The organism is Streptomyces sp. 8N114 (assembly GCF_052245835.1).
Lineage (GTDB): Bacteria > Actinomycetota > Actinomycetes > Streptomycetales > Streptomycetaceae > Streptomyces.
Window position 1 is genome coordinate 67,154 of record NZ_JBQQBT010000010.1, and the last position, 23,239, is coordinate 90,392.

Genomic DNA, 23,239 nt, shown 5'->3' on the forward strand with positions numbered 1-23,239 from the left:
CCCTGCCTCCTCGACTCGCGTCGTACGCGCACGCCAGTGGTGTCGTGCCGGACGCGCACGCCTGTGGTCGCGTAACGAATCTATTCACCAACGATACGCGCTGAATAGTTCTAGTCAACGGGGTCCTCGGCCTCCCCGGGCTGCGGCGGCCAGGGGATGCGGCGGGCTCGCCCGGTGACGTCAGCCGCTGTGGGCGCCCGCAGCGGCCTACCGTCGTCGGGTAGCCCTCCCTCGCAGCCCCCGGAGAACGACATGCCGCAGATCCTTTTCGTGCTGACCGGCGCCCGCCACTGGACGCTCGCCGACGGCACCCAGCACCCCACCGGCTTCTGGGCCGACGAGGCCGTCGCCCCCTACGAGGCGTTCAAGGCGGCGGGCCACCAGGTCGTCGTCGCCACCCCCGGCGGGGTGCTCCCCAGCGTCGACCAGGCCAGCCTGTCCGCTGACGCGAACGGCGGACAGGCAGGCGCCGACCGGGTGGCCGGGGGGCTGGAGTCCTTCACCGAGCTGGGCCAGCCGCTGAGCATCGAGGACGTACGGATCGACAGCGGCGGCGGCCCGGCAGGCTTCGACGCCGTCTTCTACCCCGGCGGGCACGGCCCCATGGAGGACCTGGCCACCGACTCCGACTCCGGCACGCTGCTGGTGCGGACGCTGGCCTCCGGCAGGCCCCTCGGCGTGGTCTGCCACGGGCCCGCGGCGCTGCTGGCCGCCCACACCCAAGAGGGCGCCAGCGCGGTGTACGGGTACCGGCTGACCGGCTTCACCAACTCCGAGGAGCACCAGACGGGGCTGGCCAACAAGGCCAAGTGGCTGCTCCAGGACCGGCTCGTCGAGGCCGGGGCACACTTCGACGCGGGTGAGCCGTGGGCGCCGCACGTGGTCGTGGACCGCAACCTGGTCACCGGTCAGAACCCGGCGTCAGCGGGGCCGGTGGCCGCCGAGGTCATCAAGATGCTCGGCTGAATCGGTCAGCGTCACCCCCGCCGAATCGGCAGGCGTCACCACGCCGCCGAACCCCTCAGGCGTCACCGCGCCGCCCAACCCCTCAGGCGTCACCGGCGCCGAATCGTCAGGCGTCACCGACGAAGGGAACGACTCGTGTCCGACTCCCCAGCAGCCTCAGCAATCCACGCCGGCCGGCCCGTCGGCGCCGCCGGAACCTTCTCGCTCGGCGGACAGCTGCCCGTCAACCGGCTCGGCTACGGCGCCATGCAGCTCACCGGCCCCGGCGTCTGGGGCGAGCCCCGGGACCCGGACGAGGCCGTACGGGTGCTGCGGCGCGCCGTCGAGCTGGGCGTCAACTTCATCGACACGGCCGACTCCTACGGCCCGTTCGTCAGCGAGCGCCTCATCCGCCAGGCCCTGCATCCGTACCCCGACGGGCTGGTCGTCGCCACCAAGGGCGGACTGACCCGGGCCGGCCCGGACGACTGGCGCCCCGTGGGCCGGCCCGCGTACCTGCGCCAGCAGTGCGAACTGAGCCTGCGTCACCTGGGCCTGGAGCGTATCGACCTCTACCAGCTGCACCGCATCGACGAGGAGGTGCCGGTCGCCGACCAGCTGGGCGAGCTGTCACTGCTCCAGCAGGAGGGCAAGATCCGGTTCATCGGACTGTCCGAGGTCTCGGTGGCAGAGCTGGAGGAGGCCCGGAGACTGGCGGACGTCGTCTCCGTACAGAACCTGTACAACCTCGCCGACCGCAGCGCGGAGCCGGTGCTGGAGTACGCCGAGCAGGAGAACGTCGCCTTCATCCCCTGGTTCCCCATCGCCACGGGTGAACTCGCGCGCCCGGGCGGCCCACTGGAGACCGCCGCCCAGCAGCACGGCGCCACCCCCTCCCAGCTCGCTCTGGCCTGGCTGCTGCGCCGCTCCCCTGTGATGCTGCCGATCCCGGGCACCTCACGGCTCGCGCACCTGGAGGAGAACGCGCAGGCGGCCCGGATCGAACTGACCGACGCGGAGTTCGAGGAGCTGGCGGCCGCGGTCCAGGTGTGAGGTACGTGGCATGAGGCTGCGCCCCGAAGGGGCGCGGGGAACTGCGCGACCAACCACAACTCACGTGCACCCCACAAGCGTCGGGCAGGGGCACACCCCTCACCGGAACAAGGGAAATCGGCACCCGGCGATGAGTTTTCCGGCCGGTCCCGGTCCATCTCCTCAAGAGCCGGAGCAACGTGCCCGGCGTCCGACAGTTGCGGGAGGCAGACCTCATGACCGAAGCGACCGGTCCCCGGGTGGGCGGCATCGTGCTGGGAAGCACGGACCCGAAGAAGCTGTGGGAGTGGTATCGCGCCGCGTTCGCCCCGGACGCGGAGGACGGCGACGGGCCGGTGCTCGCCCTGGAGCTGTCCGGGACGTATCTCATCTTCGAGAGCCGGGACGACGTGGGCCGCAGGTCCGTCGAGCCCGGCAGGATCCTGGTCAACTTCGAGGTGACGGACATCCACGGCATGGCCGAGCGGCTGACCGAGCAGCTCGATCCGCGCTGGGTGCGACCTGTCGAGGCAGCGGACGAGCACGTCCTGCTGGGCACCCTGGAGGACCCGGACGGCAACTACGTGCAGCTCTTCGAGACCACCGACGGCTCCGACACCAAGTCGTCCTCCTAGCGACATGTTCCGCGAGCAGGAAGACGGAGAACCGCGGGACGGTGGTGGCAGCCGGGACAGCACCGCGCGGGCGACCGAACTGCTGCGGCACGCGGTCGGCTACGCACTGGGCACCGCGCAGTGCGTGACCCCGGCCCTGCTGCACCTGCCCACCCCGTGCACGGAGTGGGACCTGGGCGGGCTGATGGCCCATGCGGACGACTCCCTGGCGGCGCTGCACGAGGGCATCGCGGAGGGCACTGTCTCGCTGCACCCGAACCGGGCGCCGGGGACCACCGCGGAGAGCGGGGATGCCGCAGAGAGCGGGTGCACCGCGGAGCCCGGGGACGCCGCGGGGGGCGACCCCGCGGCGGCCTTCCGGCTGCGGGCGGCCCGGCTGCTGGGGGCGTGGACCGCCGCCGGTCCGGGCCGCCGCCTGATCGTGGTGGCCGACGCACCACTGACGGCGACGGCCCTGGCGCTGACGGGCGCGGTCGAGATGGCGGTGCACGGGTGGGACATCGCACGGGCCACCGGCAGCGCCGACCGGCCCATCCCGGCGCCGCTGGCGGCCCGGCTGCTGCCCGTGGCCCGGCAGTTGGTGCCGCACGAGGGTGCCCGGCATCCGCTGTTCGCGCCGGAGGCCCCCGTCGCACCTGGCGCCCCACCGGGGGACCGGTTACTGGCCTTCCTCGGCCGCGATCCGGCCTACGGCCGGTAGACGCACTCCGTCAGGATGCTGTGCGCTTTCCAGCCCAGCGTCTCGTAGAGCGCCCGCCCCTGCGGAGTGGCGCCCAGCAGGCCGAGGGTGGCGCCCGCGGCCACCGCGCTGTCGGTGAGGGTGCGCATCACGAGGCTGCCCAGGCCGCGGCGGCGGTGTGCCTCCTGGGTGACGATGCGGTCCATGACGGCGTTCCCGCCCAGCACGGACGCCTGGCCGGAGGCCGCGTTCTCGTCTGTCGCGTCGTCGCGTACGCACACATAGGTGACACCGTCGCGGGTCTCGACCGTACGCGAATAGCCCTCGGGCGGCACCGGCCCGGTCACCTGCAGATCAACGGTCATGAGGTGGCCGGTTTCCGCGTGGTCCACTTCCCAGCCGCGCGGCAGCCAGGCGGCGACCTGTTCCGGCTCGTCGAAGACCATCAGCCAGGTCTGCGGCACGGTCACCGCGGCGGCGGCCTGGTGCACCGTCGCCTCGTCGGCGTGCAGCAGCACGTGCCGCCCCACCAGACGCTCGTCGCCTACCGCCATGTAGACCCCCCACGGGCGCTCCACCGGTGCGGGGGTACCTCGGGAGGCGGCCCAGCCCGCCACCCAGTTCCTGATGAGCTCGGGGTCCGCGGCAGGGTGCGGCAGACCCGTAAAACGGGAGTCGTGCAATCAGGGCTCTCCTATGGGATGCGCATGAGGTGCGTATATGACGCGCATGCGATGCATGGCTTACGGCCGCGCACAGTACGACAGAACGCGCCCTGGAGCACCCGGATTTCGGCCCTGCGCTCACTCCGCGAAGAGGCCGCGCTCGCTCGCCCTCGCGTCGAACTCCTCCAGCCGAGCCTGCGCGTCCGGCAGCCCGTCACACATCGCCTCCAGCAGCACCCGCCCCAGCAGCATGGGGGCGCAGGCCGTGTCGAAGGCCAGGCCCGTACCGACGGCGGCGGGCAGCAGCAGATCTCCTGGGTGCGCAACGGGTGCGAAGGCGCTGTCGGCGACGGTGACGATCGACAGCCCCGCCTGCCGCGCACTGTCGAGCGCCTCCACCGTCTCCTGCGGGTGCCGCGGCAGCGCGAAGCACAGCAGCGCGTCGGCCCCGGCCCGTACGCAGCCGTCGATGCGGTCCGCCAGCATGGAGCCGCCCTCGGTGAGCAGCCGTACGTCGGGGTGGACCTTGGCGGCGAAGTACGCGAAGCCGCTCGCCTGCGCGGCTGCGGCCCGCAGCCCGAGTACGGGCAGCGGTCGGGAGGCGGCCAGCAGTGCTCCGGCACGCTCGACCGGCGCCGGGTCGTCCAGCAGCGCGGCCAGGTGCCGCAGATTCTCGATCTCGGCGTGCACGGCCTGCTGGTACTCGTTGAACCCGCCCGGCCCCTCGCCCTCGCCGGTGGACTCGGCCCCCTCGGGCGGCTCGCTCTCCCGCAGGTGGCGGCGGAGCGCCGGATAGCCGTCGAAACCGAGCGCGACCGCGAACCGCGTCACGGAGGGCTGGCTGACCCCGGCCAGCTCGGCGAGCTCGACGCTGGAGAGGAACGGCGCGTCGCCTGCCCTGCGGACCATGCAGTGCGCGATACGGCGCTGCGTCGGGGTCAGCCGGTGCCCCTCGAAGAGCTTCAGCAACCGCGCGCTCGCGCTGCTCATCCCGCACCTCTCATTCAGCCCGCTCCTCCCCTGCATAAGGCTATGCAGCACCGGCCGCCTCCGGCAAGGCGCAGCCGGAACGGACGTCCGGCAGAAGTAGTGCTAGCACCACTGCCCCGGGGGCGCGGCGCCCGTACTGTAACGGGTATGAGCGCACCCGACCCCGAGCTGAAGAAGGAACTCGACGCGACCGTGCAGACGCGCCGGGAACTGGGCCCCGAGTACGAGGACGAGCTGCTGGACTCCTTCCTGGAGAAGGTGGAACAGCGGCTGGACAACGTCGTCGACAAACGGGTGCGCCGCCAGCTGGCCGAGCAGCAGATGGTGGTCGCGCGGGGCGGCAGCACCGGCGTACGGCAGGAGCGGCAGACGCCGCCGCACGGCTTGCCGGACGGGATCGGCGCCCGGCTGGGCCTGGCGGTGGCCTCCCTGGTGCTGGCGATCCCGCTCTCGGCGATAGCCGTGGCCAACGCGGGGCTGACGGGCCTGGTCACCTGCTGGGCGGGCATCGTCGCCGTCAACGGCCTCCAGGCCAGCCGCTCCTGGTTCTCCCACGGCGAACGCGGCGGAAAGGACACCGAGTAGGGCCCGGTAAGGCCCGGCCGAGCAGGGCTCCGAGCGCGCCCGGCGACAGCGCCCCCGCGCCGCCTCACCGTCGAAGAACGGGAGGACAGGCGCAGGGGCCACATCACACATCACCCACGCACGTCTCACCACACGCACATCTCACCGCACGCGCGGCGCCCTCACCGGCCCTCGTTCGCCAGGAACGCCAGCAGGTCCTGACGGCTCACCACCCCGCTCGGCTTGCCCTCCGCGAGGACGATCGCCGCATCGGCCCCCTCCAGTACGGCCATCAGGTCGGCAACGCTCTCCCCCGCGCCCACATGCGGCAGCGGCGCACTCATGTGCTTGTCCAACGGATCATCCAGGGAGGCCCGCTGAGTGAACAGCGCATCAAGCAGCTCCCGTTCGACGACGGACCCGATCACTTCGGCGGCCATCACATCCGGGTGCCCGGCGCCGCGCTTGACGACGGGCATCTGCGAGACGCCGTACTCGCGCAGCACCTCGATGGCCTCGCCCACCTTCTCCTCCGGGTGCATATGCACGAGGGAGGGGATGGGGCCCGCCTTGAACCGCAGCACCTCGCCGACCCGCGCCCCGGTGGTGCCGCCCTCCTCCAGGAACCCGTAGTCGTTCATCCATTCGTCGTTGAAGATCTTGCTCAGATAGCCACGCCCGCCGTCCGGCAGCAGCACGACCACCACATCGTCAGGTCCGAGCCGCTTGGCCACTTCCAGCGCACCGACCACGGCCATCCCGCAGGAGCCGCCGACCAGCAGCCCCTCCTCCTTGGCCAGCCGCCGCGTCATCTGGAAGGAGTCCTTGTCGGAGACGGCCACGATCTCGTCGGTGATGTCCCGGTCGTAGGCGTCGGGCCAGAAGTCCTCACCCACTCCCTCGACCAGATACGGACGGCCCGAACCGCCCGAGTAGACCGAGCCCTCCGGGTCGGCGCCCACGATCCGGACCCGGCCACCGCTGACCTCTTTCAGGTATTGCCCGGTGCCGCTGATGGTGCCGCCGGTGCCGATGCCCGCCACGAAATGGGTGATCCGGCCGGCGGTCTGCTCCCACAGCTCGGGGCCCGTCGTTTCGTAGTGGGAGCGGGGGTTGTTGGGGTTGCTGTACTGGTCGGGCTTCCAGGCGCCCGGGGTTTCGCGGACAAGCCTGTCGGAAACGTTGTAGTAAGAGTCGGGATGTTCGGGATCGACGGCCGTTGGGCAGACGACGACCTCCGCTCCGTAGGCCCGCAGCACATTGATCTTGTCCATGGAGACCTTGTCGGGGCAGACGAAGAGGCACCGATACCCCTTCTGCTGCGCCACGATGGCCAGTCCCACGCCGGTGTTTCCCGAGGTCGGCTCCACAATCACCCCACCGGGCCGTAGTTCGCCGGACTCCTCTGCCGCCTCGATCATGCGCAGCGCGATCCGGTCCTTCACGGAACCGCCTGGATTGAAGTACTCGACCTTGGCAAGGACGGTGGCCTGGATGCCGTCCGTGACACTGTTGAGCTTGAGCAGCGGGGTGTTTCCGACAAGCTCGATCATCGACTCGTGATACTGCACCGTGGTCTCCGCGCGTAGTCGTGGTCGCAGGGCCGCGGGGTCGCGAGCCCGTTCCCGACAGCCTATGGGGCAACACGTGCACACCTCAGGCGCGTTGCAGGGCGGGCCGCACGGGGCAACACAGTCATGGGGGTTGCGAGCCCCGGCGCACGTACGGACAGTGCGCTCCCGGAGCACACCGGACCCGGAACCCAAGGACCGGAAACGCACGACCTCATGAACAGACGGACGTACCAAGCAGACGTACCAAGCAGCCACGAACCCATGACCGCGAGAACCGGTGGGACCGAAAATTCGGGAGGCGGAACAGCACAATGCCGATGTCGAAGGCGTCGAGCGCGAGAGTAGCCCGGCGAATCGCGACCGCAGCCGCCTACGGAGGCGGCGGACTCGGCCTGGTCGGTGGAGCGGCGGTCGGGCTGCTCTTCACCGAGCTCCAGCTGGCGAAACGTCATATCGGCGGCTCCGAGGACGAGCCGCCCAGGGCCGACGGTCTGTACGGCAGCGCCTTCGGCAGGCTCTACTCCGGACGGCCGCTGCGCGTTGCCTTCCTCGGCGACTCCACGGCGGCGGGCCAGGGTGTGCATCGCCCGCGCCAGACCCCCGGCGCGCTGCTGGCCTCGGCGCTTGCCGCCATCGCCGAACGCCCCGTCGAGCTGCGCAACGTGGCCCTCTCCGGCGCCATGTCCGACGATCTGGAGCGGCAGATCACCCTGCTGCTGAGCGAGCGGGAGCTGTCCGAGGCGCCGGACGTATGCGTCATCATGGTCGGGGCCAACGACGTCACCCATCGCATTCCCCCGGCCCGCTCGGTCCGCTATCTCTCGGACGCGGTGGCGCGGCTGCGCACGGCCGGCTGCGAGGTGGTGGTCGGCACCTGCCCCGATCTGGGCAGCGTCGAGCCGGTCGGACAGCCGCTGCGCTGGATCGCGCGGCGGCTGTCGCGTCAGCTGGCGGCGGCCCAGACCATCGCCGTCGTCGAGGAGGGCGGCCGTACGGTCTCGCTGGGCGATCTGCTGGGACCCGAGTTCTCCGCCAATCCTCGCGAGTTGTTCGGACCCGACAACTACCATCCCTCCGCCGAGGGGTACGCCACGGCCGCGATGGCCATACTGCCCACGCTGTGCGTGGCGCTGGGGCTGTGGCCGACCGAGGACGAGCGGCCGGACGCCCGTCGGCGCGAGGGCATCCTGCCGGTCGCCCGCGCGGCGGCGGAGGCTGCCGCCGAGGGCGGCACCGAGGTCGCCGGGATGCGCGGCCCCTGGGCCCTGCTCAAGCACCGCCGCCGACGCCGGCTGCCGCCTCCGGAGGAGGCCCGCCCCAAACCCCCCGAGGGCGTCGCCGAAAACCGCTGACGACCGGCTCTCATGCGGGCCCGCAACGGATTGCAGCCGCCACGGAGGGTGCCCCCGCTGCGGCGGGAAGGTGGGGCGGCGAAAGTTCGCGGGCCCACCATTGAGCGCGGGCCCCCACTTGGGGGCCCCATTGAGCGCGGGCCCCATCGGTGGCGGCGCTCTCTTGACCGGGAGGCGGAAAAAGCAAACGCTTATAAGAGGCCCGCATCACATCGCCGGGGCCGTGACCCGCACCCTACGGGCGGGTAGCTTCCGCAGCGTAGCCACTCGCCGACTCCCTCAGGAGCCCTGATGCCCGAAGCAGTGATCGTCTCCGCCGCCCGCTCCCCCATCGGCCGCGCCTTCAAGGGCTCCCTCAAGGACGTCCGCCCGGACGATCTGACGGCCGAGATCATCAAGGCGGCGCTCGCCAAGGTGCCGGAGCTGGACCCGGCCGACATCGACGACCTGATGCTGGGCTGTGGCCTCCCGGGCGGCGAGCAGGGCCACAACCTCGGCCGGGTGGTGGCCGTCCAGCTGGGCATGGACCACCTGCCGGGCTGCACCATCACGCGCTACTGCTCGTCGTCCCTCCAGACGACCAGGATGGCGCTGCACGCGATCAAGGCCGGCGAGGGCGATGTGTTCCTCTCGGCAGGCGTCGAGATGGTCTCCCGCTCGGTGAAGGGGAGCTCCGACGGGATGCCCGAGACCCACAACCCGCTGTTCGCCGAGGCCGAGGCTCGCACCTCGGCCCGCGCCGAGCAGGGAGGTGAGGGGTGGGCCGACCCGCGTGCGGAGGGGGAGGTCCCGGACGTCTACATCGCCATGGGCCAGACCGCCGAGAACCTGGCGCGTCACAAGGGCATCACGCGCCGTGAGATGGACGAGTTCGGCGTACGGTCCCAGAACCTCGCCGAGAAGGCCATCGCCGACGGCTTCTGGGAGCGCGAGATCACGCCCGTGACCACCCCCGACGGCACCGTGGTCAGCAAGGACGACGGCCCGCGTGCTGGCGTGACGCTGGAGGGCGTCGAGGGGCTCAAGCCCGTCTTCCGCCCCGATGGCATGGTCACGGCGGGTAACTGCTGCCCGCTCAACGACGGTGCGGCCGCTCTCGTCATCATGTCCGACACCAAGGCCCGCGAGCTGGGCCTGACGCCGCTTGCCCGGATCGTCTCGACCGGCGTCTCCGCGCTCTCCCCCGAGATCATGGGCTACGGCCCCGTCGAGGCGAGCAAGCAGGCGCTGGCCCGCGCGGGCATGTCGATCAGCGACATCGACCTGGTGGAGATCAACGAGGCGTTCGCGGCCCAGGTGATCCCCTCCTACCAGGACCTCGGTATCGACCTGGACAAGCTCAACGTCAACGGCGGCGCCATCGCCGTGGGTCACCCCTTCGGGATGACCGGCGCCCGTATCACCACGACGCTGCTCAACTCGCTCCAGTGGCACGACAAGCAGTTCGGCCTGGAGACCATGTGTGTGGGCGGCGGCCAGGGCATGGCGATGGTGCTCGAGCGGCTGAGCTGACGCACAGAAGTCGCCACGTACCGGTATACAACGACGAGACCGAAGCGCCCTCAGGATGTGATATACACCCTGAGGGCGCGGCGTTCTCGCAGGTCACAGCGGTGCGTGCGAGGCGGGTTCCGGAGTTCCTCTGTCCAGTTCGACGGGATTTGCACTACGGTCGAAGAACCTTGAACAACCTTCCCGACGACGCTGTTGTTGTAATACAGCGCTGTTGTAGGAATGCAGGGGCAATGACCGGGGGGACCGCGTCAGGGGACCGAACCGGAACCGGGAGTCAAGTCAGTGAGCGCCATATCCCTCATCCTGCTGTGCGCGGCGGCCGCGGCCACCGCGTTGGGCGGTGCGGCACTGCACACGGCGCGCGGTCTGCGCCGCCAGTTGACGGCGCTGCGTGCACAGCTGGAGACGGCACCGACGGCGGCCCGGGCCACCGCGATCCCGCGGGCCCGCGACGCCGCGACGGCCGACCGGCAAGCCGACGAACACGGTGCGGACGGGGAGAAGCCGGCCGCCGCCTTCGCGCACGAGATCCGGGCCGCTGTCGCCGCCGCGCTGGCCGACGAGCGCGAGCGCGAACTGGCGGAGGCCCGCGCCTTCTGGGCCGCCCAGGAGGCACGCGACGCGGGCCCCGGGACGGGCTCGCTGCTGGCCGGCCATGGCACGGAGTACGAGGTGGCACCGGACGACGTCGGGGACGAGTTCACCGACGACCTCGACGCGCTGCTGGAGCCCGAGGCCCGCGGACTCTTCATCCCCCGCCAGCTCGGCCCCGAGGACGGGGACACGGACATCGAGCCGGATGCCGCCCCGTACGACCGCGCGGACGACGAGCGCGGTGCGGACGAGGAACTCCGCGCGGCATCCGACGCGGCCCGTACCGATGACGAGGACGACACCGCGGAGGCGGAGTCCCCGGGGCTGGCAGCGGCGCGGCGCCGTCACCCGTCCCAGCCGGACTACAACCTCAACGGGGAGCCGGTCACCCCCGGTGCCGCTCCGTCTCCGGCGACCCCCACCGTCACGTTCCACGAGCGCACCGTCGAGCGGCTGGCCGAGCTCGCCGATTCGCGTACACCGCTGGCCGACGTTCGCCCCGGACCGCTGGGGACGCTGGACGTATACGTCTTCGAGGACGGTACGACGGTGTGTCTGTCGCCGGGCCATCGCGCCACGAGCGAGGCGCTGGCCGACGGCATACGCCGGGGCGAGCCACCGGTTCTGATGGGCGGCTCCGGCATCGCCGGCTCCTACACACTCACCTTCGGCTTCCCCGACGGCAGGACCGCCTACCTGCTGGCCGACCGGATCATCACGCCCCTGTAGCGCCCCGCGGGAAAGCCCTCCGCGAGGACAGCGGGGAGCTCGCCAGCAGATGGAGGGCTTCCCGCAGGGCGGGTTCCGCAACGGCGGGAGGGGCCGTTTCCAGGGCCGCAACCACATCGTGACCTGCGACCGCGAGTTGATCTCCGACGGCGAAGACACCGGCGTCGGGCAGCACCCGGGACATGCAGTCCCCGGGGAACTCGAGGCGCTGGGCCAGCAGCGCCAACTCCCTCGCGAGCGCGAGCCCTTCCGCAGCGGCCCCCCGCTGCAAGGTGCTCTGCGGGAGGGTCCGCAGCCGGTCGGCGAGCCGTTCCACGGCATCGGTCAGGGGGCGGGTGTCGAGCCAGGGCACATCCCCACCTTATTCGGCCGTGCTCCGGCGCAGCGCCTCCGCACTGTTGCCAACACACGAACGCTCAGGCAACGTGTCGTCAAGGACTCATTGCAGAAGCGTCCGGAGGCGCCGATGTCCCAAGTCTTCTCCGAAGAGACCCACCGGAACATGCTGTCCCGCATTCCTCAGTGCACTGGTCGTGAAGTCTCAGAATGGCTCCGCGCGGTCGACGAGGGCCCTGCCCTGCTCCGTTTCGAGGAGAAGGTGAGCTGGCTCCGCGGTGAGCACAACCTCGCCTACGGGCACGCCAAAGCAATCATCCACGAGCACGATCTGCGGCGCGCCGCGCGCCACCGTTAGGCCGGGCCTCGTGCCCCGGTCCGGACAGACGACCCGAAGACCCGGAAGACCCGGAAGACCCTAGGACAAAGGACGCGAGCACGCCGAGGGCCCGGGAGGTTCAGTTACCTCCCGGGCCCTCGCGGTGCTTCGGCGTCGGGGACCGGCGGCTTTCGTCACCTGCCGCCGACGACGGCTAGTTGTCGCCCTGCAAGATGGCGATCAGACGCAGGAACTCCAGGTAGATCCACACCAGGGTCAGCGTCAGCCCGAAGGCGGCGAGCCACGACTCCTCCTTGGGGGCGCCGTAGGCGATGCCGTCCTCGACCTGCTTGAAGTCCAGGGCGAGGAACAGCGCGCCGAGCACGACGCCGATGACGCCGAAGAGGATGCCCAGGCCACCGCTGCGGAAGCCGAGCCCGTCACCGCCGTTGAAGGCGGCGAAGAGCAGGTTGACGGCCATCAGCAGCACGAAGCCGATCGCGGCGGCCATCGCGAAGCGGTAGAACCGCTGGGTGACGCGGATGATGCGGGTCTTGTAGAGCACCAGGACGGCGGTGAACACCGCCAGCGTGCCCAGCACCGCCTGCATCGCGGCACCGTTCACGAACTGGTTGACGAAGTTGCTCAGCGCACCGAGGAAAAGACCCTCGAAGGCGGCGTACGCCAGGATGAGTGCGGGCGACGGCTTGCGCTTGAACGCCTGCACGAGCGACAGCACCATCGCCACGAGGCCCGCGCCGAGGGCGAGTGGCAGCGACAGTCCGGTGATCCAGGCGAGGGCGGCGGTGACGATGACGAGGCCGAGGGTCATACCCGTACGGGCGACGACATCGTCGATCGTCATCCGCCCGGCGGACGGCGGTGCGGCCGGCGGCGCGTACGGCTGGCCGGGGGCCTGGGTCTGCTGGGCGGCGTACGGACCTGGCTGCTGTCCGTACGGGTTCGCGGCGTAAGGGTTGGTCGCGTAGGGGTTCCCGGCCTGCTGCGGCTGCTGCTGGGCGTCGAAACCGGCATAGCCGCCTGAGCGGCTGAACCCCCGTCGCGAGAAGACCGGGTTGCTGCTCCTCATCTCACTCCTCCATGGCCACACTGCGCGGCCTTGCAGTACAGCGTAATGCGTTAGCAAAAACAGCACGCTAGTGCAGAGTCAAGAACGAGCGAAAGCTGTCTGTTGTTCCCTTCCCCTGCGCGGCGCCGACCTCACCCGGGCGGATCTCATGTCGCCCCCGAGAGGGTCACGAACGCATGAGGAGCACAGCGCCCGCGAGTACGGCGCCGAGCACGAGCAGGGCCACGCCGTGGGTGAGCCGGTGGGGGCGCGGCAGGGGCAGCACCCGGTCGGCCGCCAGCCGACCGGGGCCGGTGAGGATGAGCGCCCCGGCGCCGGCGGTAAGCAGCAGTTCGTACTCGACGCCCTCGGGCGCGAAGAAGCCGCCGCCCCACTTCACCGCGAGCACGTTGAGCATGGTGCCGAACACCGCGGCACCCGCGAGCGGAGTGAGCAGGCCCAGCACGAGGCCGAGGCCGCCGAGGGTTTCGGTGAGCCCGGCGACGACGGCCATGGTCTTCGCCGAGGGGTAGCCGGAGGCGCCGAAGAACTGCGCGGTCCCGTCGATCCCGCCACCGCTGAACCAGCCGAACAGTTTCTGTGATCCGTGCACGGCCATGGTGAGGCCGACCGCCAGGCGCAGCACGAGCAGTCCGGCGTCGTAGCCGGACTGCTCGGCGGGTGCGGCGTCGGGACTGCCTGGGACGCCGGCCGTCGGGGCGTACCGAGCGGTGTCAGTGGTCTCTGGGGCGTGGGGGGACGACATGAGCGGAGCCTCCTGCACCTGTGCGGCGGGACAGGCCGGACAGGTTGTTGAGATTTGAATGGCGGGCCTCGACCGTAACAAGAGGTTCGAATTTGAACAACCGAGTAGGATGGATGCCATGGCTGGAACCAGGTGGCTCGATGAGCGCGAAATGGCGGCCTGGCTGGGCTTTCTGGAGGCCACCAGCCGGGTGTCCCGCCATGTGGAGCAGCAGCTGAAGGACGAGGCGGGGCTCTCCCATGCGCAGTACGAGATCCTCGTCAAGCTCGCCACGGCACCCGACGGCGAGGCCCGGATGACCGATCTGGCACACGGCCTGTTCACTTCCAAGAGCGGCCTCACCTACCAGGTGAGCCAGCTGGAGAAGCGCGGCCTGGTCGAGCGCCGCTCCTGCCCCACCGACGTACGGGGCGTTCTGGCGGTGCTCACCCCGGAGGGCCGCGACACGCTGCGTGCCGCGGCCCCCGGTCATGTGGCCGCCGTCCGCGCCGCCCTGATCGACGTGCTGGAGCGGGACGAACTCGATGCCGTCGCCCGCGCGCTGGGCCGCGTCGGCGCGCGGCTGCGGCCTCCGGATCAGGGCCCGGGCATGGCGGCCAGCGGCGGGATCAGCACCTCCTCCTCGTAGTCGAGGTGTGCTTCGAGCTCGCCCGTCATCCGGGACAGTTCGGCCCGGAAGCGGTCCGGATCGGCCGTCGCCAGATCGGCCAGCAACGCCTCCAGCTCGCCACGGATCCGCTCCACCGTGCGGTGCTCGGCACGCAGCCGTTCGAGCGCCGGGGCCAGGTGCGGGAACTTCTGCGCCAGTACGGGAAAGACCCCCTGGTCCTCCGAGGTGTGGTGGACGTGCAGGGACTCGCAGAAGGCGAGGCAGTGCTGCCGGATCTGCAGTCCGAGCGGGGGCGGCGGGGTGTCATCGGTGGCGCTCCGCGCCGAGAAGTGCGCCTCCGCCTCGGCCGCCACATGGCGCAGCTGCTCACGCAGCCAGGTGTGCACCTCGAGCAGCTTGTCGACGAGGCCGGTGAAGGGTGCGTCCGCGTACGGGCGTTCGAGCCGGATCACGGGCAGCGGTCGGTCCGTCCGCGCCTGGTAGTCGGCGTACCCGGGCTGCTGCCGCACCACGTGCGCGAACAGCCGTGCCCGCTCGGCCCCCTCGGTGGGCACGGCCACGGCGCCGAACGAGTCGGACCCCACCTCCACGCGGACCATCGGGTGTGCGAGGAGGTTGTGGTACCAGGCGGGATTGCGGGGCGCGCCGCCCGCCGAGGCGACGACGAGAAGGTGACCGTCTTCGTCGCGGACGAACGCGAGCGGTGAGGTCTGCTCCAGGCCGGTACGGGCTCCGCGAGTGGTCAGCAGCAGCAGATCACCGCCGGCGAACGGCCCGCCGACCCGGCCGGAGTTGGCGCGGAACTCCTCGATGACAGCGCGGTTGAAGTCCGTGACGCGGGGCGGGTCGGACTGGATGGGTGAAGGGGTCAAGAAAGCAGCTCCATGGGAAAGGGAGCTCTCCCCAGGGCATGGGTGAGCGCACGGGTGGCCGGAACGGCACGCGGGCACCTCCGGGCAGGGGAGAGCCCGGCGAGGAAAGTGGAAGAGAAAGGGCGCGCTCGCTCTGTCAGCAGGCGGCGCGGGACGGCGGCTGCGCTGCGCGCAGGCCGTCAGAGATCACGTGTCAGACGAGCCCTGCGGTGTGTGTACCCACGATGCACTCCTCACGTCAGGGTGCCTCCATGACACTGCCGTACAAGCGACAGCGGCACGCGGCACGGTTGGCTATTCAACCGGCCGCGTGCCCTCTGTTTCAAGAGTTCCCGGGATCCGGCGGACGAACGGCAGAAGCGAAAGACCGGCCGCGTGTTCGTCGCGCTGACAGGCGTGCTCGGCGTCATCGCACTGCTCGCGCTCCCCCGCGCCCGGCCCGCTCCGGGCCCGGACGGCTACCGCTCGGCCGGCCGCAGCACCCCGCCGAGCCGCCGCAGCCCCTCCCGGATCTCCTGAGGGGTGTGCGTGGTGAACGACAGCCGCAGCGCGGCAGGGTCGGGAGAGCCCGCGAAGAAGGGCGCACCCGGAACATAGGCGACGTCCTTCGCGACGGCCTCGTGCAGCAGCTCCGTCGCGTCGTACCCCTCCGGCAGCCGTGCCCAGACGAACATGCCGCCCTGCGGGTGGTTCCACGTACTGCCCGGCGGCAGTGCGGCGGACAGCCCGTCGAGCAGCGCGTCACGGCGGTCGCGGTAGGCGTCGCGGACCCGCGTCAGATGCGCGTCCAGGTCGTTGTCCGCCAGATAGCGGGCGGCTGCCGCCTGGTCGACGGTGGAACAGTGCAGATCCAGCGCCTGCTTGGCGATGACGCAGGCGCGGCGCAGATCGGCTGGGGCGCGCAGCCAGCCGAGCCGCAGTCCGGGCGCCATCACCTTGGAGAAGCTGCCCAGCAGCACCGTGCGGTCGGCGGCCTGCGGCAGCGAGGCGACCCACGGCTCGTGCTCGCCCTCGAAGCGCAGCTCCCCGTACGGATCGTCCTCCACGATCCACATCCCGTACCGCGCGGCGACCTCTGCTACGGCCTGCCGGCGGGCAAGCGGGAGGGTGCGTCCGGTCGGGTTCTGGAAGGTGGGGATCAGATAGAGCATCTTGGGACGCTCGCGCTCCACCACCTCCGCCAGCGCCACCGGGTCGACACCCTCGTCGTCGGCGTGGACGGGCACCACGCGCGCACCCGCGAAACCGAAGCACTGCAGCGCCGCCAGATACGTCGGGTCCTCCACCAGCACGGTGTCGCCCGGCTCCAGCAGTGCGGTCGCCAGCAGGGTGAGGGCCTGCTGCGAACCGGTCGTCACCAGCAGTTCGTCGGGCCCGGTCGGCAGGCCGCGCTCCCCCAGCCGCCGCGCCACGGCCCCGCGCAGCGCCGGATCGCCCTCGGAGGTGGAGTACTGAAGCACCCGCTGCGGCTGCTCCGCGAGCACCCGGTCGTAGGCGGCCCGTATCGCCTCGGCGGCGAAGAGCTCGGGCGCCGGGAGCCCACCGGCGAAGGAGATCACCTCGGGCCGCTGGGTCAGCGCCAGGATCTCCCGTACGGGCGAGGAGCCGACCGAGGCGGCGCGGGCGGCGAGCGGGGGTGCGGGAACGGTGGCGGGAGCGGGCCCCGGGAGCGTGCTGGGAGTCATTCCCGCAGCTTAGAAGCGTCCTGCGGAACCGCCCCAGTGGTTTCCGGAACGTGGACAGCGGGCGTGGGTCCGCCGCTTCAGAGCGCGTGACCGCCCGCGGTCTGGAGGACCTGACCGGTGATCCAGCGGGCCTGGCGGGAGGCGAGGAAGACCACCGCGTCCGCGATGTCGTCCGGCAGCCCGACCCGGCGCAGCGGGATCTGCGGGACGACCTGCTCGACGAGTTCGTCCGGCATCCACCCCGTCTGCACCGGACCTGGTGCGACCGCGTTGACGCGGATGCCGCGCGGGCCCAGGTCGAGTGCCGTCGCCCGGGTGAGGGCCTCCAGTGCCGCCTTGGAGGTGCCGTAGGCGGTCTGTCCGGGGAAGGCGCGGGCTGCGTCCGTGGAGATGTTGACCACCGCTGCCTCCCGGCCCCGCCGGGCGAGGTCGGCGATCAGCAGGGCGGGCGCGTAGGTGTTGACCCGGTAGGTGCGCTCCAGGGACTCGGCCGTCAGCTCGTCGGCGCTGTCGACGACCTCGCAGTGCGCCGCGTTGTTCACGAGCACATCGACGGGGCCGAGGCGGGCGGCGACGGCGTCGAGCAGCGGACCCGCCGCCGCACCGTCCGCGAGGTCGGCGGGGAAGAGCTCGGCCGCCGCCGCGCCCGCGGTGTGCAGCCGCCGCAGCGCTGCCTCGGCTTCCTCGCGCCCCGGCGTCCGGTGCGCGAACGGGACGCTCTGCGGGCTGCCGTCGGCCGGATACCAGTGCGCGGCGACCCGGGCGCCGAGGCGGGCGAAGGCGAGCGCCGTCGCCTCACCGATCCCGCCCACGGCGCCGGTCACCAGCACGGTGCGTCCGGAGAGTCCAGGATCGATCATCACTTGACCGTGACAGCGGACCCTGACCCGCTCAACCGGTTTTCCGACGGCGGCACCTGGCCCAGGACCCCTCCCCGCCCCGCTCGCCTCAGTGGCCCTCGCCCGCTGTCCCGGCCTGGATCAGCCAGATGTGGCCGTCCGGATCGGCGAAGGCGCCCGAATAGCCCCAGGGCTGGTGTGCCGGTTCGCTGACCGTCCGGGCACCGGCACGGACGGCGCGGGCGATCATCTCGTCCACGTCGCTCTCCTCGCCGACCGGCACCGCGAGGACACACTCGCTCTGACCGGGCTCCGCGACGGTGTGGTCGCCGGTCACCCAGTCGAAACCGCCGGTGGGGATGAGCATCAGCCGCAGCCCGTCGTTGACGATGAACCGCAGCGGCTCGGGCACCCCGTCCTCGGCGAGCTTTCCGACAGCCTCCAGGCCCAGCCCGTCCCGGTAGAAGGTGTACGAGGTCATGCGCTCGGCGACGGGCAGGCTGACGGTGACGGCTCCGAGCGTTCGGGTGGCTGCCATGGGTACCTCCTGGGAGTGGTTGCGGACCTTCGGATACGGACCATCCATCGCACCCTTCTTCATCGCTCCGGCACGGTTGCTTCGGCACGCGCGCCGCACCGGGGGCGCGAATCGCCGGTTGGGGTCACGCCGAACGGGTACCTGCGGGCCGATATTGGGCCCTGGAGCGAATTCGCGAGAAAGGGAGGCCCGCACCATGACGGCGGAGATGTCCGAAGGGGAGATGGAAGTATCCGTGGAGCTCAGCGGCTGTGCCTGCGAGGACGCCGAGGCGGTCTTCGGGGTGCTGAGCGGACTGTTCCCCTCGGACTGGACGGAGCTGCAACCCGAGGGCCGCAAGGCCAACGTATGGCTGTCGCGGTTCGACGTCTCAGGCGACAGCGGGCGCCCGGAGGCCGTGACGCTCGGCGCGCAGGTGACGGCGGAGCTGCAGGGCTCCCCGCAGGCGGTCGAGCGACTGCACCGCGTACTGCTGGAGGCGTTCGGCGTGGTGGAGGTGCTGGAGGTCGCCGGCGACCAGGAGAAGCAGCTCCGGCTCCGTCTGGAGACCCGCTGAACGCACGCTGAGCTCCTCGGCGCGGAGTCCGTAGGATCGCTTGCGAACGTCGCTGCTGCGGATTCCGTAGGGTCGCTCGCAAACGTCGCTACTGCGGATTCGGTACGAGCGCTTGCGAACGTCGCTGCTGCCCATTCCATACGAGCGCGATGCAGATTCCGTACGGCTGGGATGGCTCCAACGGGTCGGCGTTCGGCCGGTTGGTGCCCGGAGCCGGACTTGAACCGGCACGGCCCTTAGGGCCAACGAGGTTTAAGCTCGTCGTGTCTGCATTCCACCATCCGGGCACCGGCTCCTGGACCGCGTCGTACGCCGCCGGGCGCAGACGGCCCTCCCCAGGGCGCGGGACGAGCCTATCCAGGGTCATCCCCCGAACAGCGGATCGACAGACCGATGTTGTCTTATTTTATTGGCAACTGACGGGCCATCAGTGTCACATGCACCACTTCGCAGCGGTCTCCCCTCCGCGCCCGGCTCGCCAGGAATGACGGAAAGTCGCCGTTCAGTCACGGGAGTTCGCGACCCAAGTCCACCAGGGTCATATGCCAGTGGCGTTTGCCGCCGCAGCTCCCTCCTCCGTCTCAGGGTCGGCCGTCATACCCAAGGATGACCGCGGGGACCGGAGGTCCCTCCGAAGGCTGCCCCGGAAACAAGAGCCGGGGCTGATCCAGCCGCGCGGATCCGACGGAACGATGGAGGCACATGGAAAGTTCCGTCTCTCACCAGACCAACATCCGACAGGAGCACCGCGCCGTGACGACCAGCACCCGTCAGCACCACACCGCGGGCGGCCCGTACCCCGGAGCCCCCGCCGACCGTATGAGCACCGGCGTCGCCGCGGCGCGTGCCACGGACCTGTCCAAGGTCTACGGCCAGGGCGAGACCAAGGTGGTAGCGCTCGACCGGATATCGGTCGAGTTCCGGCAGGCCGAGTTCACCGCGATCATGGGCCCCTCGGGCTCCGGCAAGTCCACGCTGATGCACTGCATGGCGGGGCTCGACTCGATCTCCAGCGGCAGCGCCCGCATCGGTGACACCGAACTGACCGCGCTCAAGGACAAGAAGCTGACCCAACTGCGGCGCGACCGCATCGGCTTCATCTTCCAGGCGTTCAACCTGCTGCCCACGCTCAACGGCCTGGAGAACATCACGCTGCCGATGGATATCGCGGGCCGTAAGCCCGACAAGGCGTGGCTGGACCGCGTCATCCAGACCGTCGGCCTCGCCGACCGGCTCAAGCACCGGCCCAACCAGCTCTCCGGCGGTCAGCAGCAGCGGGTCGCCGTGGCTCGGGCGCTCGCCTCCCGACCGGAGATCATCTTCGGGGACGAGCCGACCGGCAACCTCGACTCCCGCGCCGGCGCCGAGGTCCTCGGCTTCCTCCGCAACTCCGTACGCGAACTGGGCCAGACCGTCGTCATGGTCACCCACGACCCGGTGGCCGCCTCCTACGCGGACCGGGTCGTCTTCCTCGCCGACGGCCGCATCGTCGACGACATGGCCGGTCCGACGGCCGACAGCGTGCTGGAGCGGATGAAGTCCTTCGACGCCAAGGCCCGGACGAGCTGAGCCGGGCGAGCCCGCTCCGCACTCCCGCGCCGTCCGGCGCCGGTCAGCGCGGCGCCGGTCCGCGCCGTACGTGCTCTCACGCCGTACGCGCTTCCGCGCCGTAACGCTCGGGCGCCGCACCCGGTTCGCGCCGTACACGCTTCGGCGCGCCGTACACGCTTCCGCGGCCGGCCTCCCGCCGCCGGCTTCTCGCCTCTCGCAGAAGGACCTTCCAGGACTTCCTCATGCTCCGAACAGCCTTGCGCAACGTCTTCGCGCACAAGGCCCGGCTGCTGATGACCATGCTCGCCGTGCTGCTCGGCGTGGCCTTCGTCTCCGGCACCCTGGTCTTCACCTCGACCATCTCCGACGCCTTCCAGAAGAGCTCCGAAAAGGGCTACGCGAACGTCGACGTCTCCATACGCCAGAAAAACGGCGACTCCCCCGAAGACCGGGGCAGCGTCTCGCCGTTGAGCCAGCGCACCCTCGACCGGGCCGGCCGGCTGCCCGGCGCCAAGTCCGCGACCGGTGTCGTCTCCGGCTTCGCCGCCCTCTCCGACAAGGACGGCAAGCTCGTCGGTGACGGCTTCTCCACCGAGGGCGCCAACTACTACGCCGGCCGGGACGGCAAGGGCAGCGACCCCCGCTATCCGATGAAGGACGGCGCGGCACCGCGCGCCCCCGGCCAGATAGCGCTGGACGCCAAGACCGCAGAGCGCACCGGCTACAAGGTCGGCGACACCGTCCGCATGTCGGTGAACGGCCCGGTACGCAAGGAGAAGGTCACCGGCATCTACACCACCGACGACGGCAACGTCTCCGCCGGGGGCTCTCTCGTCCTGTTCGACAACGCCACCGCGCAGAAGCTGTTCGCCAAGCCCGGTGAGTACACCGAGATCCAGCTCAAGGCCGAGCCGGGCGTCTCGCAGGCCGCGCTCAAGCAGCGGGCCGAGAAGATCCTGCCCTCCGACGCCGAGGCCGTCACCGGCAAGAAGCTCGCCGACGACGAGTCCCAGCAGATCGAGAACGGCATGTCCGGCATGAAGACCAGCCTGCTGGCGTTCGCCGGGATCGCGCTGTTCGTCGGCATCTTCATCATCGCCAACACCTTCACCATGCTGGTCGCCCAGCGCACCAAGGAGCTGGCGCTGCTGCGCGCTGTGGGTGCCAGCCGCCGCCAGGTCACCCGTTCGGTGCTCATCGAGGCGCTGGCCGTGGGCGTCGTCGCGGGGCTGACCGGGATGGCCGCGGGCGTCGGCATCGCGATCGGACTGCGCTCCCTCGTCGGCAGCATGGGCACCATGCCCGACGGACCCCTGGTGATCGAGCCGAACACGGTCGTCATCTCGCTGTTCGTCGGCGTCGTCATCACCGTCCTGGCGGCCTGGCTGCCGGCACGGCGCGCGGCCAAGATCCCGCCGGTCGCGGCGATGGGCAGCATCCACGCCCCCGCGACGACCCGCTCGCTGATCGTCCGCAACATCATCGGCGCGCTGCTGTCCGCCGCCGGTGCGGTGCTGGTGCTGATGGCGACCAAGATGGACGACGGCGGCAAGGCCCCCATGGGGGCTGGCGCCGGACTGCTGCTGATCGGCGTGTTCGTCCTCACCCCGCTGCTGTCCCGCCCGCTGATCGCGGCTGCGGCCCCGGTGCTGCGGCTCTTCAACGTCAGCGGCAAGCTGGCCCGCCAGAACGCGGTACGCAACCCGCGCCGCACGGCCGCCACCGCCTCCGCGCTGATGGTCGGCCTGACCCTGATCACCGGTCTGACGGTCATCGCCAGCGGCGTGCAGCATGCCATCGACAAGATGGCGTCCGACTCGCTGAAGGCCGACTACACCATCTCCATGGCCAACTTCACCCCGCTGTCGCCGACGGTGGAGAAGAAGCTCGCGCAGATGGACGAGGTCAGCGACACCTCTCCGCTGCGCAATGTCAGCACCGACATCGAGGGCGACAGCCACAACATCACGGGCGTCAACGGCGCCACCATCAGCAAGCTCACCTCGCTCGACTTCACCCAGGGCGGCTGGTCCGGCATCAGCAGCGGCAAGCGGGTCGTCGTGGACACCGACACCGCCAAGAAGTACGGCTGGAAGCCCGGCTCCCGCTTCCAGATGACGTACGAGGACGGCAAGAAGGGGCAGCTGACGGTCGGCGGGCTCTACAAGGGCAACGAGCTGATCACCGGCATCCTCGTCGACAACAAGACCGTCACTCCGCACATGACCAAGGTCATGGACATGCAGGTCCTCGCCAAGACGAAGGACGGCACGACCGACGCGGTCAAGGACTCCCTCAAGAAGCAGCTCGGCGACAATCCCGCCGTCAAGGTCGAGGACAAGAAGGACATCTCCGAGGGCATCGCTCAGATGATCAACATCATGCTGAACATGCTGTACGGGCTGCTCGCGATGGCCGTCATCGTCGCCGTGCTGGGCGTGATCAACACCCTCGCCATGTCGGTCTTCGAGCGCGGCCAGGAGATCGGGATGCTGCGCGCCATCGGTCTCGACCGGCGCGGGGTCAAGCGGATGGTACGGCTGGAGTCGCTGGTCATCTCGCTGTTCGGCGGGGTGCTCGGGATCGGCCTCGGCGTCTTCTTCGGCTGGGCCGCCGGTGAGCTGATCGCCAGCTCGCTGGGGACCTACTCGCTCGTCCTGCCCTGGGGGCGTATGGGTATCTTCCTCGGGCTGGCCGCGCTGGTGGGCGTCCTCGCCGCGCTGTGGCCCGCACGCCGGGCGGCCCGGCTCAACATGCTGGCCGCCATCAAGACGGAGTGAGCCCTCCGGGGCCCCTTTCGCGGGGCCCCGGACCCCGACCGGGG

Annotated in this window: 23 protein-coding genes and 1 tRNA gene; 13 read left to right on the top strand and 11 right to left on the bottom strand. The window is 70.7% G+C overall.

What is annotated here, in order from left to right; all coding sequences use genetic code 11:
• Positions 1-252 precede the first annotated feature (252 nt).
• From ACTWQF_RS21810 to ACTWQF_RS21825, 4 genes are all read left to right on the top strand, one after another.
• Positions 253-966, top strand: coding sequence for a type 1 glutamine amidotransferase domain-containing protein (locus tag ACTWQF_RS21810; protein WP_443281296.1), 714 nt, complete (start codon positions 253-255; stop codon positions 964-966).
• A 135-nt stretch (positions 967-1,101) separates the two neighbouring features.
• The gene (locus tag ACTWQF_RS21815; RefSeq protein WP_443281297.1) at positions 1,102-1,998 is read left to right on the top strand and encodes an aldo/keto reductase; all 897 of its coding nucleotides are present in this window, start codon (positions 1,102-1,104) and stop codon (positions 1,996-1,998) included.
• Between the two features lie 215 nt (positions 1,999-2,213).
• A complete protein-coding gene (locus ACTWQF_RS21820) occupies positions 2,214-2,612 on the top strand; it encodes a VOC family protein (RefSeq protein WP_443281298.1) in 399 nt (132 codons plus the stop codon).
• A 4-nt stretch (positions 2,613-2,616) separates the two neighbouring features.
• Positions 2,617-3,312, top strand: a complete 696-nt coding sequence (locus tag ACTWQF_RS21825) for a TIGR03086 family metal-binding protein (protein ID WP_443281299.1) — start codon at positions 2,617-2,619, stop codon at positions 3,310-3,312.
• Here ACTWQF_RS21825 and ACTWQF_RS21830 read toward each other — a convergent pair.
• Together ACTWQF_RS21830 and ACTWQF_RS21835 are read right to left on the bottom strand one after the other, a co-directional pair.
• Entirely contained in the window at positions 3,300-3,869 is a 570-nt protein-coding gene (locus ACTWQF_RS21830; protein WP_443281300.1) for a GNAT family N-acetyltransferase, read from the bottom strand. The genes ACTWQF_RS21825 and ACTWQF_RS21830 overlap by 13 nt on opposite strands.
• 225 nt (positions 3,870-4,094) lie before the next feature.
• Positions 4,095-4,946 carry a MurR/RpiR family transcriptional regulator gene (locus ACTWQF_RS21835; protein WP_443281301.1) on the bottom strand — a complete coding sequence of 284 codons (852 nt, stop codon included), beginning with the start codon at positions 4,944-4,946 and terminating at the stop codon, positions 4,095-4,097.
• 147 nt (positions 4,947-5,093) lie between these two features.
• Between ACTWQF_RS21835 and ACTWQF_RS21840 the strand changes: the two genes are divergently transcribed.
• The gene (locus ACTWQF_RS21840; protein ID WP_443281302.1) at positions 5,094-5,531 is read left to right on the top strand and encodes a hypothetical protein; all 438 of its coding nucleotides are present in this window, start codon (positions 5,094-5,096) and stop codon (positions 5,529-5,531) included.
• A 161-nt stretch (positions 5,532-5,692) separates the two neighbouring features.
• On the opposite strand, the gene ACTWQF_RS21845 is transcribed toward ACTWQF_RS21840, so the two are convergent.
• Positions 5,693-7,081 carry a cystathionine beta-synthase gene (locus ACTWQF_RS21845; protein ID WP_443281303.1) on the bottom strand — a complete coding sequence of 463 codons (1,389 nt, stop codon included), beginning with the start codon at positions 7,079-7,081 and terminating at the stop codon, positions 5,693-5,695.
• A gap of 314 nt (positions 7,082-7,395) precedes the next feature.
• Here ACTWQF_RS21845 and ACTWQF_RS21850 point away from each other — a divergent pair, with 314 nt between their 5' ends.
• The 3 genes from ACTWQF_RS21850 (at position 7,396) to ACTWQF_RS21860 (ending at position 11,274) form a co-directional block, all read left to right on the top strand.
• Positions 7,396-8,436: an SGNH/GDSL hydrolase family protein gene (locus tag ACTWQF_RS21850; protein WP_443281304.1), complete on the top strand. Its 1,041-nt coding sequence runs from the start codon at positions 7,396-7,398 to the stop codon at positions 8,434-8,436.
• 291 nt (positions 8,437-8,727) lie between these two features.
• Positions 8,728-9,948, top strand: a complete 1,221-nt coding sequence (locus ACTWQF_RS21855) for an acetyl-CoA C-acetyltransferase (protein WP_443281305.1) — start codon at positions 8,728-8,730, stop codon at positions 9,946-9,948.
• A gap of 285 nt (positions 9,949-10,233) precedes the next feature.
• Positions 10,234-11,274: a hypothetical protein gene (locus ACTWQF_RS21860; RefSeq protein WP_443281306.1), complete on the top strand. Its 1,041-nt coding sequence runs from the start codon at positions 10,234-10,236 to the stop codon at positions 11,272-11,274.
• Here ACTWQF_RS21860 and ACTWQF_RS21865 read toward each other — a convergent pair.
• Positions 11,261-11,626 (bottom strand): hypothetical protein, encoded by a 366-nt coding sequence (locus ACTWQF_RS21865; RefSeq protein WP_443281307.1) that lies wholly within the window; start codon positions 11,624-11,626, stop codon positions 11,261-11,263. The two genes, ACTWQF_RS21860 and ACTWQF_RS21865, sit on opposite strands and share 14 nt — an antisense overlap.
• 114 nt (positions 11,627-11,740) lie before the next feature.
• Here ACTWQF_RS21865 and ACTWQF_RS21870 point away from each other — a divergent pair, with 114 nt between their 5' ends.
• Positions 11,741-11,968, top strand: a complete 228-nt coding sequence (locus ACTWQF_RS21870; protein WP_209237481.1) for a DUF4287 domain-containing protein — start codon at positions 11,741-11,743, stop codon at positions 11,966-11,968.
• 175 nt (positions 11,969-12,143) lie between these two features.
• On the opposite strand, the gene ACTWQF_RS21875 is transcribed toward ACTWQF_RS21870, so the two are convergent.
• Both ACTWQF_RS21875 and ACTWQF_RS21880 read right to left on the bottom strand, forming a co-directional pair.
• Positions 12,144-13,019 carry a Bax inhibitor-1/YccA family protein gene (locus ACTWQF_RS21875; RefSeq protein ID WP_443281308.1) on the bottom strand — a complete coding sequence of 292 codons (876 nt, stop codon included), beginning with the start codon at positions 13,017-13,019 and terminating at the stop codon, positions 12,144-12,146.
• Positions 13,020-13,185: 166 nt separating this feature from the next.
• Complete coding sequence (locus ACTWQF_RS21880) at positions 13,186-13,764, bottom strand: DoxX family protein (RefSeq protein ID WP_443281309.1); 579 nt, start codon at positions 13,762-13,764, stop codon at positions 13,186-13,188.
• Between the two features lie 118 nt (positions 13,765-13,882).
• Between ACTWQF_RS21880 and ACTWQF_RS21885 the strand changes: the two genes are divergently transcribed.
• Positions 13,883-14,392, top strand: a complete 510-nt coding sequence (locus ACTWQF_RS21885; RefSeq protein WP_443281310.1) for a MarR family winged helix-turn-helix transcriptional regulator — start codon at positions 13,883-13,885, stop codon at positions 14,390-14,392.
• Here the strand turns inward: ACTWQF_RS21885 and ACTWQF_RS21890 are convergent.
• The 4 genes from ACTWQF_RS21890 to ACTWQF_RS21905 all read right to left on the bottom strand — a co-directional run bounded on the left by ACTWQF_RS21890 (position 14,341) and on the right by ACTWQF_RS21905 (position 18,308).
• Positions 14,341-15,246, bottom strand: coding sequence for a nitroreductase/quinone reductase family protein (locus ACTWQF_RS21890; RefSeq protein ID WP_443281311.1), 906 nt, complete (start codon positions 15,244-15,246; stop codon positions 14,341-14,343). The genes ACTWQF_RS21885 and ACTWQF_RS21890 overlap by 52 nt on opposite strands.
• Positions 15,247-15,704: 458 nt before the next feature.
• The gene (locus tag ACTWQF_RS21895) at positions 15,705-16,931 is read right to left on the bottom strand and encodes an aminotransferase-like domain-containing protein (RefSeq protein ID WP_443281312.1); all 1,227 of its coding nucleotides are present in this window, start codon (positions 16,929-16,931) and stop codon (positions 15,705-15,707) included.
• 77 nt (positions 16,932-17,008) lie between these two features.
• Entirely contained in the window at positions 17,009-17,791 is a 783-nt protein-coding gene (locus ACTWQF_RS21900) for an SDR family NAD(P)-dependent oxidoreductase (RefSeq protein ID WP_443281313.1), read from the bottom strand.
• 88 nt (positions 17,792-17,879) lie between these two features.
• The gene (locus ACTWQF_RS21905) at positions 17,880-18,308 is read right to left on the bottom strand and encodes a VOC family protein (RefSeq protein WP_443281314.1); all 429 of its coding nucleotides are present in this window, start codon (positions 18,306-18,308) and stop codon (positions 17,880-17,882) included.
• Positions 18,309-18,504: 196 nt separating this feature from the next.
• Between ACTWQF_RS21905 and ACTWQF_RS21910 the strand changes: the two genes are divergently transcribed.
• The gene (locus ACTWQF_RS21910; RefSeq protein WP_443281315.1) at positions 18,505-18,864 is read left to right on the top strand and encodes a hypothetical protein; all 360 of its coding nucleotides are present in this window, start codon (positions 18,505-18,507) and stop codon (positions 18,862-18,864) included.
• Positions 18,865-19,065: 201 nt separating this feature from the next.
• Here the strand turns inward: ACTWQF_RS21910 and ACTWQF_RS21915 are convergent.
• A tRNA-Leu gene (locus ACTWQF_RS21915) sits at positions 19,066-19,151 on the bottom strand.
• Between the two features lie 532 nt (positions 19,152-19,683).
• Between ACTWQF_RS21915 and ACTWQF_RS21920 the strand changes: the two genes are divergently transcribed.
• Both ACTWQF_RS21920 and ACTWQF_RS21925 read left to right on the top strand, forming a co-directional pair.
• Positions 19,684-20,433: an ABC transporter ATP-binding protein gene (locus ACTWQF_RS21920; protein ID WP_443281422.1), complete on the top strand. Its 750-nt coding sequence runs from the start codon at positions 19,684-19,686 to the stop codon at positions 20,431-20,433.
• 224 nt (positions 20,434-20,657) lie between these two features.
• Positions 20,658-23,195, top strand: coding sequence for an ABC transporter permease (locus ACTWQF_RS21925; protein WP_443281316.1), 2,538 nt, complete (start codon positions 20,658-20,660; stop codon positions 23,193-23,195).
• Positions 23,196-23,239 lie beyond the last annotated feature (44 nt).